This window comes from Oceanospirillum linum (assembly GCF_001995095.2).
Lineage (GTDB): Bacteria > Pseudomonadota > Gammaproteobacteria > Pseudomonadales > Halomonadaceae > Oceanospirillum > Oceanospirillum linum.
Map to the genome: position 1 here is coordinate 45,956 of NZ_MTSD02000010.1, position 17,693 is coordinate 63,648.

Below are 17,693 nucleotides of genomic sequence, written 5' to 3' on the forward strand. Positions count from 1 at the left end.
TCCTGCCGTTTTCTTGTCTTATCTCTCCTTTCGCCCCAGCAAGTGGGTAATGACCTGCCAGCGGTTGATCAGCATGGCACTAAAAATAAGTGCGCAGCCGACAAACTGAAGACTACTCATGGTTTCTGCCAGCCATATGCTGGCGAATAATGCTGCCCGGATTGGCTCAAGCGTCATAATGATCGCTGCGTGGCTGGCAGGGGCCATACCCTGCGCTTTGGTCTGAAACAGAAAGCGTCCGCTGGTGGCGATAATGGCACTGGCCAGAATCCAGACCCAGATATCCGGTTCAAATGACCATTGCCACTCCTCCAGAAACAGGCTGGCGGTAAAGGCGATGGCGGCGGTAATGATCATCTGAATTGTGGTGAGCGGCAGCGCAGGAATAGAGGCGGCAAAGCGACTATTCAGGATGAAAAAGAGCGCAAACAGGAGGGCTGAAATAAGAAATGACAACTCACCCCAGCCAAAAATAAAGCTGTTATCCAGTGACAGACAGGCCAGACCTGCCACAACAACAGGCATGGAATACCAGAGGCTCCTGTTAGCTTTTTCACCAAAGAACAGACTGACCACAGGAACCAGAACAGCCCCAAGACTGGTCAGAAAAGCACCCACACCCACATGGTTACCGTAGAAAAGTCCCAGAATCCAGAACGTCATGGCAATAGCAAACACAAAACCAACCAGAGCACTTTTTTGAAGCTGCTCTTTTTTGAGTTTGCGTAAAGGTACTGAGGCGATTCCCCCCAAAAAGATTCCTGCGATCAGAAAACGAACTGAAAGAAAAAGTATCGGTGAGAAGGCCGCCATCGCGTGTTTGGAGAAGATCCAGCCTGCTCCGGCCAGTAGAGTCACCAGGACCAGTAGAAGATCCGCCTGAGTGCTACGGGAGAGCGACATAACCGTGTTGCGCATGAAATTTCCTTGGGAATGAAAAGGTGTTGTGATCGGTACTTTTGCAGGGCTAAAAGAGAAAAAATGTCGTATCTACCCATTTTTTCAGTGTTTTTTGTAGGGGTACTCTGATTTTATCTGGCAAAAAGAGCATAATACCGCCTTCAACCCATAGGGAACATTAAAATGAGTATTGAACAAGCACTGATGGAGCGTAGTGGCTCTAAATGTGAGTTATGTGGTTCAGAAGACAATCTGGCCGTTTTTGAAGTTCCGCCTGTAGAAGCGCACTCTGATAAGTGCATTCTGGCATGCGGTACTTGCCGTGATCAGATCGAAGCTGAAGAGCTTGATCAGAATCACTGGCGTTGCCTGAATGATAGCATGTGGAGTCCTGTACCCGTTGTACAGGTGATGGCATGGCGAATGTTAACCCGGCTGAACTCTGAGCCCTGGGCTCAGGATCTTCTGGATATGATGTATCTGGATGAAGAGCTGGAGAAATGGGCTCGTGCCGGTATGCCAGCAGATGATGCTGTTGCCACACGGGACAGTAATGGTGCTGTACTTGCCGCTGGCGATACAGTCACCCTGATTAAGGATCTGGATGTTAAGGGAACTGGCTTTACCGCCAAGCGCGGCACTGCCGTTCGTGGGATCTCTCTGACGGACAACCCTGAGCACATTGAGGGTCGCGTAAACGGCGTTCGAATTGTGATTCTGACCAAATTTGTGAAGAAATCCTGATTTTTCAGAACATAAGTATTGGCCTTAAAAGCTGTACTTAATCAAAAGGGCAGCCACCGGAAAAGTGGCTGCCCTTTTCAGTATTGGCTTTGTCTGTCAGATGAGATTTATCAGCCAGTGAAAATCTCTCTGGCACCCGGCAGGGCAAAGATACGGTTCAGGTAAGAGTGAATCGGACTGTCTTCGTCTACCAGCTTAAGATCACCTTTCTGTAATGTTGCGTAGTGAGCCAGTGGCGTAATCAGCGCATCGGCCAGCATAAAGCGGTCACCGCAAATAAAATCACGATGCTGAAGCTGATCCTCAATGACGGATACGGCTTTTAGAACCGTAGGTTTATTGTTCATCATAAGCTCAATATTTGGCTTGCCTTCCGGCCCTGTCGGTACCACGTACTCGATAAGGTACTGTCGGATAATCGCCTGATCTAACTGTGTGATGGCGCGGGAACACCAGGCATCATGCTCTGCTCGTTGCTGAATATTTTCCGGTTGCAGTGGCTTCTCTGGAAAACGGGTATCAAGGTAGCGGCAGATCGCCAGTGTCTCCGTCAAAGTCATACCTTCATGGTAAATGATGGGGAACTTTGAGTAAGGATGAATGGCCCTATGAGCTTCGCTGCGGAATGGAACCTCTTCACCGTTAAGGTGCCAGCCTATCTGAAAGGGTTGCTGTTTTGCGGTGCAGGTCAGCGCAACGCTACGAACCAGATTGCTGTGGGGCATGCCATAAATCTCGATCATCTTTTTTATCCTTGTTTTATCAGGGCCGGGGTGCTTCGGTAAAAGCCTTATATGATATATAAAATCAGACACTTTCATGTGCTAAGTATCGCTTTTCTGTTTGCTCAGAATAGACAGACTTAGAATATGTTCAAGAACATATTCTAAGTCTGTGCCATGATAAGGCTAATGTTGAAAAAGGAGATGACGATGTCCTGGTCACCGGAACATAAAGCGCAGACCCGTAGTAAAATTCTGAAAAGCGCCTCTCATTTGTTTACCCATCACGGTTTTGACAAGGTATCTATTGATCAGGTAATGCAGGATGCGGGGATGACACGGGGTGCGTTTTATAAGCATTTCAGCTCCAAGTCTGAGCTTTATTCTGAAGCGATTATTTATGGTGCTACCCAGGGTGCAGGGCGTAACCTGAGTACAGCAACGGATATTGCGCAGGTTATTGAACGGTATCTTTCTTTACATCATCTGCAACCAGAAAAGGATGCTTGTCCGCTGGCATTTCTGGTATCCGATATCACCCAGCGGGAGCCTTTACAGCAGAAAACTTACGCTAAAGTATTGCAGGGATTTACCCGCTTTCTTGAGCAGAAGTCCGGTAAAAGTCGGGAGCAGGCAGTTCTTGCCACTGTGCTTATGATAGGTGGTGTCGCACTGGCAAGGGCCGCCGGAGATGAAACGCTTGCCGGGGAAATAATTCAAACGGCCAGGGTTGAGGCTCAGCAGCAGTTGGGTTGTATGGCAGAAAATAAAGCCGGGAGCTGATTTTTTTGTCCCATGGGAAACAGAGTGAAGCAGAGGTCTGGTCATGTGGAATCATTGGAATACTGAATTAACTGAGCATAAATGGCTTAAGGTTTATGCGGCGAGAGATATACTGGAAGCTCATAATCTGAAAGGTATGTTGCTGGCGATGGGGATCGAGGCACACCTTAAAGGTGAGGGGCTGGTTGCCGGATCAGGGGAGTTGCCTCCCGCTGAGACAGAAGTCACACTTTGGGTGAGTGTGGATGACTTTACACCGGCCAGAAATGCTCTGGAAAATTTTGAAGCTCCACTGGGTAAGCCCTGGCGTTGTAACGTTTGTGCGGAACAGAATGAAGCCAGCTTTGAATTCTGCTGGAACTGTCAGCACAGCGCATAACGGTCCGGTGTAGTGGCTATTTGCGGCGCTTATTCCTGTCGATTATCCATTGAGGAATCTCTTCAGCTGGCATTGGCCGGGCAAAGTGAAAACCCTGATACTTAATACAGCCCATCTCTGATAGTTGCAGAGCCTGCTCAGCTGTTTCAACGCCCTCTGCAATGACATCCATTTTCATATGTTTACCGATGGCAATCATAGACTCCACCAGTGGCTGCCGGCTTCCGGGCTGAATTTCATCAATAAAGCTCTTATCTATTTTAAGTTCATCCAGAGGAAGATCCCGCAAATAGGCCAGGGAAGAGTACCCCGTACCAAAATCATCCAGAGAGACCCTGAACCCCGTATGGCGCAAGGCATCAAGCTTCTGGCGGGTTTCCGTTATATCCCGTAGCAAGGCTGTTTCAGTTAGCTCCAGTACGATACATTGCGGATCAATCTGCCATTTGTCACACAGCGAGCGGGTATGGGCAACAAAATCAGGTTGTGAGAACTGCCAGGCGGAAACATTGATAGATATCTGTGCAGGAAATACGGTTTTTTCGGCCTGCCATCGGGATATCTGTTCCAGTGTCTTATCCAGAACCCAGTGCCCCAACCTCAGAATCAACCCGGTTTCCTCTGCAATGGGGATAAAGTGGAATGGTGGGATCATCCCCTGCTCCGGGTGTAGCCAGCGAAGCAGAACTTCAGCACTTTGGATTTGCCCCGCAAGGTTCACCTGGGGCTGCATATAGATTTTTAACTGATCAGACTCAAGAGCAACTCTGAGTCCCCGCTCAATTTCAAGGCGGTCATTCACCTCCTGCTGGTGCTCCGGAGAGTATATGACACAGCGTTCACGGCCAGCATTTTTTGCCTGATAGAGTGCGATATCCGCATAGCGCATCAGGTCAAGTTCAGAGAAATCCTCTGCCAGATTGACCTGAGGAAACAGGACAGCTCCAATGCTGGCACCGATATTGATAATTCGATCACCTATCTGAAAGGGCTGGCTCAGTAAAAAGAGTACTTTTTCAGCCAGTAATTCCACTTCCGGAGTATCAATTCCTTCGTGGCTGTCATGCAGTAAAAGTACAAACTCATCGCCGCCAATTCGGGAAAGAAAGATTCCTTCCGGTAACTTTTGCCGGAGGCGCTCGCCGGTTTTCCGAATAATCTCATCGCCAATATCATGACCCAGAGCGTCATTGATCGTTTTGAAGTGATCAAGGTCTATCATAAACAGGGCGGAGTGAGGTTCAGTGTTCTTACCGGCTGAGCGTATTTTCAGCTCATGTAATTCCTGATACAGCCGGGCTCGGTTTGGCAGATGGGTCAGGTAATCTTCGTAGGCCATACGGTGAATCTGCTGCTCTGCATCCATACGTTGGACTTCTGAGCCAGCACGGGCAGCGAAAATTTCCAGAATGCTTTTAAACTGATCTATCTGTTTCAGAGGTTTGGTATTCAGTACCACAATGATGCCCAGAGCAGAACCGTCCGGGTGGAAAATCGGTGAGCCAATATAACCCTCAATTCCCATCTCCTGCAGCAAGAGATCGTCAGGGTATAGATTTCGGACACCGGTACAAATAGCACAGGTTTTATGACCGATCACATCATCGCAGGGGGTGCCTTTTATCGCATAACTGAAATTATCCGCGATGGCACCGTTGGCACAGAGGGCAAGGGTTCTTATGGATTCCCGGCTGTCATCAAATAGTCCGATAAATGCATATTTTGCATTGAAAATTCTGGCCAGATGGGTCACCAGGCTCTCGAAAAAATCCTGCCCACTGAGTGAGGAAACACCCAGAGCTGTATTTTCAATCATCTGACGACTGAAGGCCAGATCGCTGACATCGTTATGGCTGACCATAAGCTCGGTCAGTTGACCCTGTTCATTCTTAAGCGGAGCAATGGTAAATGTCAGCCATGCGGAAGGGTTGGTTGTTTGCAGGATATAGGGGTGTTGCTCAATCAGTGCAGGCAAACCCATATTCAGTGTTTGACTTAATTCCATCTGCTCAGGGTCGCTGAACAGCTGAATTAACTCATCGGAACAGGTGTTGAGCAGGGAAAGGATATCATGTTCAGTCTGTTCACTGATCGGAGTCCCCCAGAATTCAGCTGCCGCAGGGTTGCAGTGAATGACCTCTCCTTCAAGGGAGAGGATAAGAATGCCTGAGGTGGCTTGCTGAAAAACCTGATACCACTTGCTGTTGTTCATGATGACTGATGACCCTGCTTGTATGCTCGGTCAGGAGCTTACATCAATGATGTGGGCGTAAAAGATATGAAGTATAGCAGTTATATGTTTCAAGTTGTTGCGTCATATCAATACTCAAATTGTCTTTTAGTATTAAGACGTTATCCTAGTCGCTGTTAGGCACTTTAGCCACTCTATGCTGCCGGAAAAGCCGGTGCAGCGTCAATCCCTTATCCGGAGACATGCTATGAAAGCCTGGATTTTTCTGGTCATCGCTATTGTCGCTGAAGTTATTGCAACCTCAGCACTGAAGAGTAGTGCAGGTTTTTCCCGTTTATGGCCTTCAGTGACTGTTGTTGTTGGTTACAGTATTGCTTTTTGGATGTTATCTCTGACGCTAAGGACGATTCCTGTGGGAATCGCCTATGCGGTCTGGGCCGGAGCGGGTATTGTCCTGGTGGCCCTGATCGGCTGGTTTTTCTTTCAGCAGAAGCTGGACACCATGGGAATGCTGGGTATTGGCCTGATTCTTTCCGGCGTACTGGTATTGAACCTACTATCAAAAAGTAGTGTGCATTGATGGAGCCGGGATTGAATCCCGGCCCGAATACTGATTGGATTCGCAAGCGCCTGTTCGAGTAACAGCGGGATATCCAGTCTCTTAGGTTTTATTATCCATGGCATCGTCCATCCTTAGCGATATTTAGACTGAGTATAGCGGCCTGAATGAGAAACATCTGTGCATCAGGTACAAAAAAGGCAGCCATCACAGGGCTGCCTTTTTTGTTTTAGCATCTGACAGATCAGGCGCTTGGTTTTCGACTGACCTGGCGGGCTTTCTTGCCACCGCTTTTTTTAGCGAACGGTTTAGCGCTCGCTTTGGCTACGGCGTTACCGGCGGCTTTTTTACCGGCACCGCCTTTGCCTGGTTTCTTCCCGGCCGATTTCTTCGCACCGCCACCGATCTGTTTCACCTGACCATTTTTCAGGGTCGGGCGGTTGGTGGTGTGGGATGCTCCTGTCTGCTGTCCCGGACGCGCTTTACGTGGGCTGCGGGGGTTCACCGGATCTTTATCTTCACCGGGTACCAGTTTGTTTTTGCCATCACCGATCAGATCAGCCCGGCCCATCTCCCGTAGGGTTTTACGCAGGGCTGGCCAGTTTTTCGGGTCGTGATAGCGTAAAAAGCCTTTCTGGGTACGCCGTTGTTCGTAATCTTTCGCGGTGTACAGGGTTTCGCTTTTGTAGGTCACCTGCTTGAGTGGATTCTTGTCGGAGTGATACATGGCGGTGGCCAGTGACATCGGCGACGGATAGAAGGTCTGCACCTGATCCGGGCGGAAGTCGTGGGTTTTCAGCCACAGCGCCAGGTTCAGCATATCTTCATCTTCAGACCCCGGGTGTGCGGCGATAAAGTACGGAATCAGGTACTGTTTCTTACCAGCTTCCTTGGAGTACTTGTCGAACATACGCTTAAAGTTGTCATAGGTACCCATACCCGGTTTCATCATCTTGCTCAGGGTACCCATTTCTGAGTGTTCCGGGGCAATTTTCAGGTAGCCGCCCACATGATGGGTCACCAGCTCTTTGACGTATTCCGGATCTTCCACCGCCAGGTCATAACGCAGACCGGAGGCGATGGATACCGTGTGTACACCCTCTACCGCGCGAGCCTGACGATAGAGCTGAGTGGTCGGGCTGTGATCGGTATTCAGGTTGACGCAGATCTCCGGGTATACGCAGGAGAGCTTACGGCAGGAAGCCTGAATCTCAGGATCTTTGCAGTTCAGGTGGTACATATTGGAAGTGGGGCCACCCAGATCGGAGATATGACCGGTAAAGGCGGGCAGCTTCTGTTTAATATCTTCGATCTCATTGATGATGGATTCCTGAGAACGACTCTGGATAATACGGCCCTCGTGCTCTGTGATGGAGCAGAAGGTACAGCCGCCAAAACAGCCGCGCATAATATTGATCGAGAAGCGAATCATCTCATAGGCGGGGATCTTGGCACCGCCATATTTCGGGTGCGGCGCACGCTGGTAGTTAAAGCCAAACACCTTGTCCATCTCCTCTGTTTCCAGAGGGATCGGCGGTGGATTGACCCAGATCTCTTTTTTGCCATGCTTCTGAATCAGTGCCCGGGCATTATGGGGGTTAGACTCCAGATGCAACACGCGGGAGGCGTGGGCGTACAAGACAGGGTCTTTATTGACTTTCTCGAAAGAGGGCAGGCGCACGTAGGTTTTGGATGCATCCAGTTTGCCATGCTTGCCTTTCAGAGGTGCCGGAATGACGCGGATCGGCATAACATCCGGGTCTTCCTCTTCTCCATCCTGACACTTGCCTTCCGGGATATATTCGTAAGGGCTTGGAATCTGGTCGATCTTGCCCGGCCAGTCCACACGGCTGGAGTCGATCTCGGTAAAGCCGCCAGGAGGGGCATCGCGCACAATGGTGGTGCCGCGAATATCCAGCAGCTCTGACAGATCCTTACCGAGGGCCAGTTCATGGGTCAGTTCGATCAGGGCTCGCTCGGCGTTACCATAAAGCAGAATGTCTGCCGTTGAGTCGATCAGTACAGAGCGGCGCACTTCGTTGCTCCAGTAATCATACTGGGCGATGCGGCGCAGACTGGCTTCGATGCCGCCGATCACAATCGGTACATCTGAGTAGGCACGTTTACATAGCTGTGAATAAACAATGACCGCACGATCCGGGCGTTTGCCTCCCTCACCGTGAGGGGTGTAGGCATCATCATTACGTACTTTCAGATCCGCCGTGTAACGGTTGATCAGTGAGTCCATATTGCCCGCAGTGACACCGAAGTAAAGATTCGGTTTACCCAGGCGCATAAACTCATCCGGGTTGCGCCAGTCCGGCTGGTCGATAATACCGACACGGAAGCCCTGTGATTCCAGCAGGCGACCCAATACCGCCATACCGAAACTCGGGTGATCCACGTAGGCGTCACCGGTAACGATAATCACATCACAACTGTCCCAGCCCAGCGCATCCATCTCCTCGCGGGTGGTCGGCAGGAAAGGTGCTGTACCGAAGCACTCGGCCCAGTACAGCGGATAGGAAAACAGGTCGGGGGCGGTTTTATGTTTACTGCTCATGGCGCTCATCAGGTTCTGCAACAGGCGATGAATAGCCTGTTGGCTTCAGTATCAGGTCTGGTTTTCTGCGATGGGTTTCATATAAAAACCGAAGCAAGGCAGACGGGTTTTGCAAACCGCGCATTGTCCCAGAAAAACAGTCGGGAATACAGCGTTGGGTCGACTTTGTGAGAAAAGCCTGTAAATATCTTTGTGCCTATTTGAATATATACAGGGACTTAAAATGGCGTTTAAAAGAAATATGGTTTATCTGAAATTTACGCCATATCGTCGCTCTGGAAAACATTGGTTCTGGAGCTTTAAGAATATGGCTGTTATGGGGCGATGCGGTATAAGAAAACCTTTCCCAATAGGCTTGTTTCAACCTGTTGCGTATAACGAGGAACTGCTTGCCCGAAGACGCTCTGTTCAGATTGGGGATACGGTTTATGTTGTGGGGAACAAGGAAAATCGTTTCGCGATAGTTGTAAAAATTGGCGCTTATTCAGCCCTACTTTGGGGTAAACAGAGGCGAGGAATGTTCCGAGCTCGCATTGATGACATTTACTTTGTGCACGCTAGTCTGTTCATTGGGAGTGATCGCCATTCAGTAGATGAAAACCTGCTTAACCTACAACATCAGGAAGAGATAGATTTTATTGAAAAACTGTCATCCATGCGTTTTCTGCGTTGGCAGAGGGATTTGGCGCTGGAGAACAAAGTTGTTACTTTTTCAGAAGATAACATGTGTTATGTCCATCGAGTGCTATTCAAGGATTTGTTTGACTGGGCAGGTAAATACCGTAAGACAGAAGTGGTGGTTGGTGTTCGAGACAATCCTACGCTTGACCCTAGCAAGATTGATGACGAGCTGAGAACCTTTTTCCTTTCAATGGCACGTTACAAGCGAAGTTTAGTTAATCCTGACAGGGAGACAATTATTGAGGCCCTAGTCCACATTAATAAACAATTATGCTGGATCCATCCATTCGCTGATGGAAATGGGAGGGTAATTCGCATCATGTCGGAGCTTTTTGCACAAGAGATGGGAATGAGCATTGAGTGGAGTTTTGAACGGTCAGAAAAGGGTTTTTCTAAGAAAGATTACCATGCAGCGGTTCGGAAAGCCGTTTCTGCTTCTGCGGACACGCGCGCTCTTAGGCGCTTGTTATCATGCTTCCTTTCAGATTGATCTCGATTTATCGAGATTCCTTCTGAAGTATACTCTCTAATACGGAGGCTTCTTGAATATCGAATTTGATATTCTCTGCCCGGAAAGATGAACACATGTTTTTCAGAGCGCGATCATAGGTTTGAGCGCCCATTTTTACGGCTATGGTGGCAACGTGATGTGAGGTGACGATTGTTGATCGAACTTTACGCTTTTTCATCTCTGTATTCCTAGTGCTCTGAACATCAGATTGTAGCTGTTATGTGCCCAAGATTGAACTGTTTGCTCTCAACCATTGCTGATTAGTAGCCTGCAATATTTTTCAGTCCTAAAATACTCCGTTTTGCTTGACTGTTTTAAGGAAACCCTATGTCTTTAGTCCTTTGGTTATCTCTGCTGTTGATCTGTGTACTGGGTGCGATGTCACCGGGGCCGAGTTTAGCTGTGGTACTGCGTCAAACCGTCAGTAACGGTCGCGGTCACGGTATTGCAGCGGGTTGTGCCCATGCCTTGGGTGTAGCGGCCTGGGCTGCCGCAACCGTTTGGGGGCTGGGGATTCTGGTCAACCGTTATGAGACCGTTTATCTGGCGCTGACCTGGGCGGGTGCGGCTTATCTGGTCTGGCTTGGTTTTAATGCCCTGCGCTATGCATCTACCCCTGAGTTACAGGCAGAAAACGGCACCCGAGAGACCTATTGGCAGGCGGCACGGTCCGGCCTTTTTATCTCGCTGCTGAACCCGAAACTGGCGGTTTTCTTCACCGCACTTTTTTCTCAGTTTGTCACCGCTGATCAGGGCTTAGAGGCTCAGCTGATTATGGTACTGACAGCGTCAATCGTAGATGGTCTCTGGTACACGCTGGTGGCACTTCTGTTCTCCCAGGCACATCTGCTGGCCTGGTTACGTCGCCATGTGAAGCGTATTGAGCAGATGACGGGTGTCGTGCTGATTGGTTTGGCGGTTCGGGTGGTGATCCCTTAAATGTCCGTATCTGATTTTTTCAATGCCTCCGTTGGCCGGTATCCGGCCAATGTTCACAGCGTGTTCCACGCCCACGTCTATTTTGATGAGCAGACTCTGGGCTTTGCTACCCGTCTCTGCCATCGGGCCGGTGAGCAGTTTGGTATTCAGGTCGGGCGGGTGCATCAGCAGCGGGTTGGCCCCCACCCGGCGTGGAGCTGTCAGTTACTCTTTAAAACAACCGATTTTGAGCAGCTGATTCCCTGGTTGGATGCTCAGCGCTGCGAGTCAGCGGCGTGCGGGCGGACAGGACTGTCCATTTTGGTACATGGCGTTACCGGCGATCACCTGAAAGATCACACCGAGCACGCCTATTGGCTTGGTCAGCCCCTGGTATTGGATCTGTCGATGTTTCAGTAAGCTCCGGCGCTGTAAATCAGCTCATAGCTGTGGCTGTAGATCTCCAGAATATTGCCGAACGGATCTTCCATATAGATCATGCGATAAGGCTTCTCACCAGGGTAGTAGTAGCGCGGCTTTTCCATCCGTTTCTTACCACCGGCGGCCAGAATACGCTCGGCCAGTTCTTCTACATTTGGGTCCTGAACGCAAAAGTGGAAGATGCCGGTTTTCCAGTATTCAAAGTTATTCTCAGGGTTTTCCTGGTTATCAAACTGGAATAGCTCAACCCCGATACGATCCCCTGTGGACAGGTGTGCAATCTGAAAGCGTTTCCAGCCCTCGCCAAACACTTCAGTACACATCTCGCCGATAGCACTGTCATCTTCTTCGATGGTGGTGGGCTGCATAATCAGATACCAACCCAGCACCTCAGTATAGAATTTAACCGCAGCGTCCAGATCCGGTACCGAAATACCGATATGGGAGAAATTACGTGGATAGGTTGCGTGCTGTTCTGCCGGATGACGGGGCATCATTTGTTTGGCAATCATGACTGACCTCTCAGGTTATCTTGTTCGGGTTGCTGTTTCAGAGCTTAGCTCTGCTTCGATAACGGGCAGCATACAAAGGGTCTTTGATAATATAAAATTATCAATATTGATTGATTTGAGAATATTTTGTAATGATAGATCCGCGCCTACTGAAAACCTTCTGCAGCCTGGTGGATATTGGTCACTTTACCCGCACCGCTGAACAGCTGTTTATGACCCAATCCGGGGTCAGTCAGCATATTCGGAAGCTGGAAGATCAGCTGCAGACCCGTTTACTGATCCGGGATGCCCGGCAATTCATATTGACGGATGCGGGACAGCGACTTTATCGGCAGGGAAAATCATTGCTGGCTGATATGGAACACCTTGCCGCCAGTGTCATCGATGACCCCGAATACCAAGGTGAAGTACGTGTGATGTCACCAGGAAGTGTTGGGCTTAAACTGTATCCGCAGCTACTGATACAGCAGAGCCAGCACCCCGGCCTGAGTATTGATTATCGCTTTGCCCCCAATCGTGAGATTGAACAGGCTATAGCCCAGCGACGCATCGACTTGGGATTCACCAGTCAGCCGCCACATCATGAGGACGTTAAAAGCCAGCCGGTTGCAGAGGAGCCTCTGCTGTTGGTGATACCTAAACAGGCAGACTATGCTGCAGTTCCCCAGTGGCAGACCTTGTGCGATCTTGGTTTTATCGGGCATCCTGATGCAGAGCATCATGCGGGTTTACTGCTGCAGGCTAACTACTCATCGTTTGAGCATGTTGAACAGTTTATCCGACGGGGGTTTTCTAACCAGATTAGCTTGATTTTACAGCCGGTGAGTCTTGGCTTAGGGTTTACGGTACTGCCAAGCTATGCCGTAGAAGCGTTTAGCGAGCAGGATAAAATTGCCACCTTTGCGTTAAATCAGCCTGTGAGTGAGACACTGTATCAGATTGAGCACCGCCAGAGCCCTCTGCCAAAGCGGGTACAAACCGTCGCGACTGAGATCAGACAGATATTATCAGCGTCTGCCCTTAACGTGCCCCGGTAGCGTGTAGCCATAAAAGGAGGCCGTACCATGAAAGCTAAACTGGCTGCGATTATTGAAGCCACCGGCACACCGGGGTTCAGCTCTGCACTGGCAGATTATCTGCGTACGCTACTGCCCTGCAGCCATCTGATTATTCTTGGCTGCCGCCGTAATAAACACCCTATTTATCTCTATGATGCTATTCCTCATAACCGGGAATACCTGTTTCAGCGCTATCTGACCGATGCTTATCTGAGTGATCCTTTTTATCAGTTTTGCCTGGAGAATCATGGTGACAAAGCGCTGATACTCTCCGGTCTGGTTCAGGATGCCAGTTCTCAGCAGCGCTATCTGATCAACCGGTATCAACAGCAATTTTGTCCTCAGACCGGTGTTTTTGATGAGCTGTGCCTCTGTACATGGTTGGATGAAGAGCGCTGGATTTTACTGTTTACCGGACAAACCGATGAAGACCCGACCCGGCATATGCGGCAGTACCATGAACTCAGCGCTGATTCTGCGGTACTGCATGCCCTGATCCGTCAGCAGTGGGCGGGGGCTGAGCGCAAACCCGAGACCTCTATGCTGCAATCGTCTGCCATGGCGGATAAGAGTGAGTTCCGGCTTGCGCTGCAACAGGCGATGCACTCCTTTGGTGAGGGCCTGCCGACCCCGAAAGAGCAGGGGATTACTTTGTTAATCGTGCAGGGGTATGACTCCGCAGATATCGCCCAGTTGGAAAGTATCGCCCTGGGCACAGTGAAGAACCACCGCAAGAGCATCTACCGCAAACTGAATGTCAGTTCCCTGAGCGAACTGTATCAGTTGTTTATGACGCACTTGCTGGTGAGTTAAAGGTGGGTATCTTTTAGTGTGTCCTGACGAAAGACATCGTAGTAGATTTTATCCATACACTGGGCAAAAACTTGTATTAAATCGGCATTGTGATTCTGTTCGTTGTGACAAAAATAGTATGAGATCGGAGTTTTGGGCATAAAGGGAATAATGGCCAGTTGCTGGTGTCGCCAGTGGGCTGATGCGGGGTGAACCAGGCCGACACCAAACCCCGCGGTAACCAGGTTGATCACCATGGATGCGGTGGTACCGTTTATCAGGAAGTTGGGGCGGCAGTTAAACTGATCAAATAGTTTTGTCTGCAGTGCACTGCAATGATCATCCGGGTTGTAATCAACAAAATCAAAGCCATCTAAGTCTCTGGCGTGCAGAACCTTCTGACGGGCTAAAGGGTGATCCCTGGGTAGCACCGCCATTAATGAGGAGCTCAGTATAGGTGTAGAGCTGATGGTTGGGTGATCGATCGGCGTAGCGACAACCCCTATATCCAGCTTGTGGCTGATGAGTAGCTCTTTAATGGCTGGGCTGTTGCTGGTAACCAGGGAGAGCTCAATGCCAGGGTTTTCCTGACGAAACAGCCTGCAAACTTCAGCGGAATACTGGCTGGCCAGCGCAGGCAGAAAACCGATCGTCAGGCCTCTTCTTTCTTTGTTCTTCAGCTCACCAATTTTACGGTTTAATCCTGAAAGCTCTGCAAACAAGTGATCACTTTGCTCAAAAAGCTTTAATGCATCTGACGTCGGTTTAAGTCGACCGGACTGTCGGGTGAAGAGCTCCAGTCCTGTGGCTTCCTCAAATGATGAGATCAGTTTACTGACCGCTGATTGCGTTAGAAAAAGACTATCAGCGGCCCGTAGTGCGGAGCCATGTTTGATCACGGCCCGGAACGCTTCCAGTTGCCGGAGATTAAATGTACTGCGCATGATGCCCTCAATTCGATTTAAGGATACCGGTTCGCTCTTCAGCAGGGTATTCCATTATGTCATACCCCCTTAATATTAATTCAATTGATAATTGTTATCAATTACAGGCAAAATCCTGCTGCACATGTAATGACGGACCTTTTAACATCTGTATCAAGGATTTATCTATGACCTCTTTTTCTACATTGCGATCTGTTGGTCGGGCTACTCTGTTCGCTGGACTTCTTTCTATTCCCACCTGGGTTCAGGCTGAAAGTACTGCCAAAACGATTCTTCTGGAAAATTGCGGACAACAGCTGGCTTTGAGCGAACCGCCACAGCGTGTTGTGACCGTTGGTCAGGCAACAACCGAGATGTTGTATAGCCTTGGGTTGGGGGACAGAGTTGTCGGTACATCTAATTGGTTCACTGATGTTGCCCCTGAGTTTGAAAAGATCGATTCCGGTATCGAGCGAATTGCGGAGAACTTTCCGAGCTTTGAAGGCGTGATGGCAAGAAAACCGGATCTGGTGACCGCAGACTTTCTGTTCACAGTTGGCCCAAATGGGGTTGTGGGCAAACGCGAACAGTTTCATAAGCTAGGTGTTAACACCTATGTGCTGGCCTCTCAGTGCATCGACCAGGATACCAGTAAAGGCATCGATGGGGTGCGAACGGCGCTCTTCTCTCTGGATAGTCTGTATCGCAGTATCCGTGATATCGCCTCCCTGTTTCGCGTTGAACCTCGTGGAGAGGCATTGATTGAATCCATCCGTCAGCGGGAAGCCATGGCTATCGCTAGCGCCGAGCCCTACCGGCAACAGGGGCTTTCCGGTGTCGTTTGGTACTCCAGTGCTGCTTTAGGCGTTGACCCCTGGGTGGGTGGGAGTAAAGGCGTGCCCGCCTGGATGATGGCCTCTTTGGGGGTTGAAAATGTGATTGATTCCGATGAAGTTTGGCCCATGGTGGGCTGGGAGTCGATCGCCAAAGCGAATCCGGATTTTATCGTGATTGCTAAGATGGATCGCCGTCGCTTTGAGGCGGATGACTATAAAAAGAAACTGAAGTTTCTGCGTACCGACCCAGTTACCAGGGAAATGGATGCGGTAAAAAATGATCATATTATCGTTATGGATGCCCATGCCATGGAGGTGACACTGCGATCAGTCGCAGGGCTAGAGGTGTTAAGCAAAGCCATCGTTGAGCTGAATTCTGCTGAGAGATAAAACATGATTCAGCTGCTTTTAAGCCGGGTAAACACCATGTTACCCGGCCTCTATCCGGTTATATTTTCGGCGCTGGTGATCCTATTGGCCGCCGTCTCGTTAGCACTGAGTATTGGTGAAAGCCCTATCCCTCTTTCAACAGTCTACAAGACCCTGGCCAATAAGCTATTGGGTGCGAATTATCTTGTGGATACGATTGATGCCGGGATTTTGTGGGAATACCGCCTGAGTCGGGCCGTTATTGCGCTCTGTTGTGGTGCGGCTCTGGCCGTCAGTGGGGTTGTGTTGCAATCACTACTGCGGAATGTGCTGGTGGACCCCTATATTCTTGGAATTTCTGCCGGTGCATCGGCGGGGGCTGTAGCGGTGGCTATTGTTGGGGTTGGGGCAGGTGCTCTCTCAATGTCAGCGGGAGCTTTTGCAGGGGCTTTACTGGCTTTTGCTCTGGTTATGTTGCTATCGCGGATGACTGGGCAGGTTATCCTGGCAGGTATTGCTGGGGCCCAGCTTTTTCATGCCCTGTCTGCCCTGATGATTGCGAAATCTGCCGATGCGGAGGCCGCCCGGGGGATCATGTTCTGGCTACTGGGCAATCTCAGCGGTGTTCGCTGGGAAAATGCCTGGCTGGCAGCTCCGGCTACTTTGGTGGGTCTATTGGTGGCCCTTTACTATGCCCGTGCATTGGATGCGTTCACATTTGGTGAGGAGTCTGCTCAATCCCTGGGGATTTCTGTTGTCAGGGTGCGGCTGATACTCATTTTTGTCACTGCAATGTTGACCGCAGTGATGGTCTCTATGGTGGGCTCTATCGGTTTTGTCGGGCTGGTTATACCCCATGCTGCCCGTTATTTGGTCGGTATCCGTCACCGCAGACTAATTCCCGCTGCAGCGCTTTTGGGGGCTGTTTTTCTGGTTATTGCTGATCTGATATCCCGAATTGTTATCAGTGGGCAAGTGTTGCCTATCGGCGTTGTGACCGCACTTATTGGGGCTCCCGCTTTTGCCCTTATTCTGATTCAAGGAGCAAAAAACCGATGATTTCTATCCGTGATCTCCGTTTTACACTACGGGGGAAAACGCTGATTCACCCACTTTCTTTTAGTGTGCGTCAAGGGGAGGTATTGGGACTGATCGGGCCAAACGGTTCTGGAAAGTCGACACTGCTGAGATTGATGGCTGGCATTGCGACACCAGATCAGGGTGAGGTGTTGCTGGCTGGTGAGCCTGTTAAGGCTATGTCCCGAGAGGCGGTTGCACGTCAGATCGCCTTTGTAGCCCAGCAAGTTGACACTCACGACAGAATTTACGTTAGGGATGCGGTGGAGCTTGGGCGGACGCCCTGGTTATCGATGAGTAACCCCTGGACGGATAAGGATGACCGTATTGTGGAGCAGGCGATGCAGCAATTGAATATTGAGCATCTTTCGGATCGGACTTGGCAAACGCTGTCCGGGGGGGAGCGTCAGCGTGTCCATATCGCACGGGTGTTGGCCCAGCAACCCCAGATACTGATTCTGGATGAGCCCACCAATCATCTGGATATTCAGAGCCAACTTGCCATCCTGCAGTTGATAACGAATCTGAATACAACCGTTATTGTGGCCCTGCATGATTTGAATCAGGCGGCTCAGTGTGATCGTTTACTGATGATGCAGTCCGGCAGATTGGTGGATATTGGGGCACCGGAACATGTTCTGAGTCCGGAAAATATTCGTACGGTGTTCGGGGTTAACATGTATCGAATTGATGATGCAGCCCTGCCTCGGCCCGTTCTACATTTCTTTTGAGCA

General features: G+C 49.9%; 18 protein-coding genes. 12 read left to right on the forward strand and 6 right to left on the reverse strand.

The annotated features are described in order from the left end of the window. Nucleotides 1-18 precede the first annotated feature (18 nt). Nucleotides 19-918: a DMT family transporter gene (locus tag BTA35_RS15675; RefSeq protein ID WP_238377616.1), complete on the reverse strand. Its 900-nt coding sequence runs from the start codon at nt 916-918 to the stop codon at nt 19-21. A gap of 165 nt (nt 919-1,083) precedes the next feature. On the opposite strand from BTA35_RS15675, the gene BTA35_RS15680 reads away from it, so the two are divergent. Then, entirely contained in the window at nt 1,084-1,644 is a 561-nt protein-coding gene (locus BTA35_RS15680) for a PhnA domain-containing protein (protein WP_078320761.1), read from the forward strand. A 110-nt stretch (nt 1,645-1,754) separates the two neighbouring features. On the opposite strand, the gene BTA35_RS15685 is transcribed toward BTA35_RS15680, so the two are convergent. Beyond that, nucleotides 1,755-2,387: a glutathione S-transferase family protein gene (locus BTA35_RS15685; protein WP_160055288.1), complete on the reverse strand. Its 633-nt coding sequence runs from the start codon at nt 2,385-2,387 to the stop codon at nt 1,755-1,757. A gap of 189 nt (nt 2,388-2,576) precedes the next feature. On the opposite strand from BTA35_RS15685, the gene BTA35_RS15690 reads away from it, so the two are divergent. Together BTA35_RS15690 and BTA35_RS15695 are read left to right on the forward strand one after the other, a co-directional pair. Then, nucleotides 2,577-3,149, forward strand: a complete 573-nt coding sequence (locus BTA35_RS15690; RefSeq protein WP_078320763.1) for a TetR/AcrR family transcriptional regulator — start codon at nt 2,577-2,579, stop codon at nt 3,147-3,149. 43 nt (nt 3,150-3,192) lie between these two features. Further along, entirely contained in the window at nt 3,193-3,528 is a 336-nt protein-coding gene (locus tag BTA35_RS15695; RefSeq protein WP_078320764.1) for a putative signal transducing protein, read from the forward strand. Nucleotides 3,529-3,544: 16 nt separating this feature from the next. Here BTA35_RS15695 and BTA35_RS15700 read toward each other — a convergent pair whose 3' ends face one another. Next, the gene (locus tag BTA35_RS15700) at nt 3,545-5,740 is read right to left on the reverse strand and encodes an EAL domain-containing protein (protein ID WP_078320765.1); all 2,196 of its coding nucleotides are present in this window, start codon (nt 5,738-5,740) and stop codon (nt 3,545-3,547) included. 226 nt (nt 5,741-5,966) lie between these two features. Between BTA35_RS15700 and BTA35_RS15705 the strand changes: the two genes are divergently transcribed. Then, nucleotides 5,967-6,299, forward strand: coding sequence for a DMT family transporter (locus BTA35_RS15705; RefSeq protein WP_078320830.1), 333 nt, complete (start codon nt 5,967-5,969; stop codon nt 6,297-6,299). A gap of 223 nt (nt 6,300-6,522) precedes the next feature. Here BTA35_RS15705 and BTA35_RS15710 read toward each other — a convergent pair whose 3' ends face one another. After that, nucleotides 6,523-8,841: a YgiQ family radical SAM protein gene (locus BTA35_RS15710; RefSeq protein WP_078320766.1), complete on the reverse strand. Its 2,319-nt coding sequence runs from the start codon at nt 8,839-8,841 to the stop codon at nt 6,523-6,525. Between the two features lie 223 nt (nt 8,842-9,064). Here BTA35_RS15710 and BTA35_RS15715 point away from each other — a divergent pair, with 223 nt between their 5' ends. From BTA35_RS15715 to BTA35_RS15725, 3 genes are all read left to right on the forward strand, one after another. Beyond that, complete coding sequence (locus BTA35_RS15715) at nt 9,065-10,012, forward strand: Fic/DOC family protein (protein ID WP_078320767.1); 948 nt, start codon at nt 9,065-9,067, stop codon at nt 10,010-10,012. 348 nt (nt 10,013-10,360) lie between these two features. Continuing rightward, on the forward strand, nt 10,361-10,972 hold the full coding sequence (locus tag BTA35_RS15720; RefSeq protein WP_078320768.1) for a LysE family translocator: 612 nt from the start codon (nt 10,361-10,363) through the stop codon (nt 10,970-10,972). Beyond that, nucleotides 10,973-11,371, forward strand: a complete 399-nt coding sequence (locus tag BTA35_RS15725) for a DOPA 4,5-dioxygenase family protein (protein ID WP_078320769.1) — start codon at nt 10,973-10,975, stop codon at nt 11,369-11,371. Here BTA35_RS15725 and BTA35_RS15730 read toward each other — a convergent pair. Continuing rightward, on the reverse strand, nt 11,365-11,904 hold the full coding sequence (locus tag BTA35_RS15730) for a lactoylglutathione lyase family protein (RefSeq protein WP_238377617.1): 540 nt from the start codon (nt 11,902-11,904) through the stop codon (nt 11,365-11,367). The two genes, BTA35_RS15725 and BTA35_RS15730, sit on opposite strands and share 7 nt — an antisense overlap. Nucleotides 11,905-12,035: 131 nt before the next feature. Here BTA35_RS15730 and BTA35_RS15735 point away from each other — a divergent pair, with 131 nt between their 5' ends. Both BTA35_RS15735 and BTA35_RS15740 read left to right on the forward strand, forming a co-directional pair. Continuing rightward, nucleotides 12,036-12,941, forward strand: a complete 906-nt coding sequence (locus BTA35_RS15735) for a LysR family transcriptional regulator (protein ID WP_078320770.1) — start codon at nt 12,036-12,038, stop codon at nt 12,939-12,941. Between the two features lie 27 nt (nt 12,942-12,968). Then, nucleotides 12,969-13,775: a helix-turn-helix transcriptional regulator gene (locus BTA35_RS15740; RefSeq protein ID WP_078320771.1), complete on the forward strand. Its 807-nt coding sequence runs from the start codon at nt 12,969-12,971 to the stop codon at nt 13,773-13,775. On the opposite strand, the gene BTA35_RS15745 is transcribed toward BTA35_RS15740, so the two are convergent. After that, nucleotides 13,772-14,698 carry a LysR family transcriptional regulator gene (locus BTA35_RS15745; protein ID WP_078320772.1) on the reverse strand — a complete coding sequence of 309 codons (927 nt, stop codon included), beginning with the start codon at nt 14,696-14,698 and terminating at the stop codon, nt 13,772-13,774. The genes BTA35_RS15740 and BTA35_RS15745 overlap by 4 nt on opposite strands. Before the next feature lie 167 nt (nt 14,699-14,865). Here BTA35_RS15745 and BTA35_RS15750 point away from each other — a divergent pair, with 167 nt between their 5' ends. The 3 genes from BTA35_RS15750 to BTA35_RS15760 are packed head-to-tail and all read left to right on the forward strand — an operon-like array spanning nt 14,866 to nt 17,690. Further along, on the forward strand, nt 14,866-15,903 hold the full coding sequence (locus BTA35_RS15750; protein ID WP_078320773.1) for an ABC transporter substrate-binding protein: 1,038 nt from the start codon (nt 14,866-14,868) through the stop codon (nt 15,901-15,903). A gap of 36 nt (nt 15,904-15,939) precedes the next feature. Further along, a complete protein-coding gene (locus BTA35_RS15755; protein WP_202931289.1) occupies nt 15,940-16,941 on the forward strand; it encodes a FecCD family ABC transporter permease in 1,002 nt (333 codons plus the stop codon). Then, on the forward strand, nt 16,938-17,690 hold the full coding sequence (locus BTA35_RS15760; protein WP_078320775.1) for an ABC transporter ATP-binding protein: 753 nt from the start codon (nt 16,938-16,940) through the stop codon (nt 17,688-17,690). The genes BTA35_RS15755 and BTA35_RS15760 overlap by 4 nt, the downstream gene beginning before the upstream one ends. The last annotated feature ends 3 nt before the right edge of the window (nt 17,691-17,693 follow it).

Bases quoted from the DNA above. Each gene is read 5' to 3' on its own strand.
- BTA35_RS15675 (WP_238377616.1), bottom strand. From the start codon at position 918: ATGCGCAACACGGTTATGTCGCTCTCCCGTAGCACTCAGGCGGATCTT.
- BTA35_RS15680 (WP_078320761.1), top strand. From the start codon at position 1,084: ATGAGTATTGAACAAGCACTGATGGAGCGTAGTGGCTCTAAATGTGAG.
- BTA35_RS15685 (WP_160055288.1), bottom strand. From the start codon at position 2,387: ATGATCGAGATTTATGGCATGCCCCACAGCAATCTGGTTCGTAGCGTT.
- BTA35_RS15690 (WP_078320763.1), top strand. From the start codon at position 2,577: ATGTCCTGGTCACCGGAACATAAAGCGCAGACCCGTAGTAAAATTCTG.
- BTA35_RS15695 (WP_078320764.1), top strand. From the start codon at position 3,193: ATGTGGAATCATTGGAATACTGAATTAACTGAGCATAAATGGCTTAAG.
- BTA35_RS15700 (WP_078320765.1), bottom strand. From the start codon at position 5,740: ATGAACAACAGCAAGTGGTATCAGGTTTTTCAGCAAGCCACCTCAGGC.
- BTA35_RS15705 (WP_078320830.1), top strand. From the start codon at position 5,967: ATGAAAGCCTGGATTTTTCTGGTCATCGCTATTGTCGCTGAAGTTATT.
- BTA35_RS15710 (WP_078320766.1), bottom strand. From the start codon at position 8,841: ATGAGCAGTAAACATAAAACCGCCCCCGACCTGTTTTCCTATCCGCTG.
- BTA35_RS15715 (WP_078320767.1), top strand. From the start codon at position 9,065: ATGGCGTTTAAAAGAAATATGGTTTATCTGAAATTTACGCCATATCGT.
- BTA35_RS15720 (WP_078320768.1), top strand. From the start codon at position 10,361: ATGTCTTTAGTCCTTTGGTTATCTCTGCTGTTGATCTGTGTACTGGGT.
- BTA35_RS15725 (WP_078320769.1), top strand. From the start codon at position 10,973: ATGTCCGTATCTGATTTTTTCAATGCCTCCGTTGGCCGGTATCCGGCC.
- BTA35_RS15730 (WP_238377617.1), bottom strand. From the start codon at position 11,904: ATGATTGCCAAACAAATGATGCCCCGTCATCCGGCAGAACAGCACGCA.
- BTA35_RS15735 (WP_078320770.1), top strand. From the start codon at position 12,036: ATGATAGATCCGCGCCTACTGAAAACCTTCTGCAGCCTGGTGGATATT.
- BTA35_RS15740 (WP_078320771.1), top strand. From the start codon at position 12,969: ATGAAAGCTAAACTGGCTGCGATTATTGAAGCCACCGGCACACCGGGG.
- BTA35_RS15745 (WP_078320772.1), bottom strand. From the start codon at position 14,698: ATGCGCAGTACATTTAATCTCCGGCAACTGGAAGCGTTCCGGGCCGTG.
- BTA35_RS15750 (WP_078320773.1), top strand. From the start codon at position 14,866: ATGACCTCTTTTTCTACATTGCGATCTGTTGGTCGGGCTACTCTGTTC.
- BTA35_RS15755 (WP_202931289.1), top strand. From the start codon at position 15,940: ATGTTACCCGGCCTCTATCCGGTTATATTTTCGGCGCTGGTGATCCTA.
- BTA35_RS15760 (WP_078320775.1), top strand. From the start codon at position 16,938: ATGATTTCTATCCGTGATCTCCGTTTTACACTACGGGGGAAAACGCTG.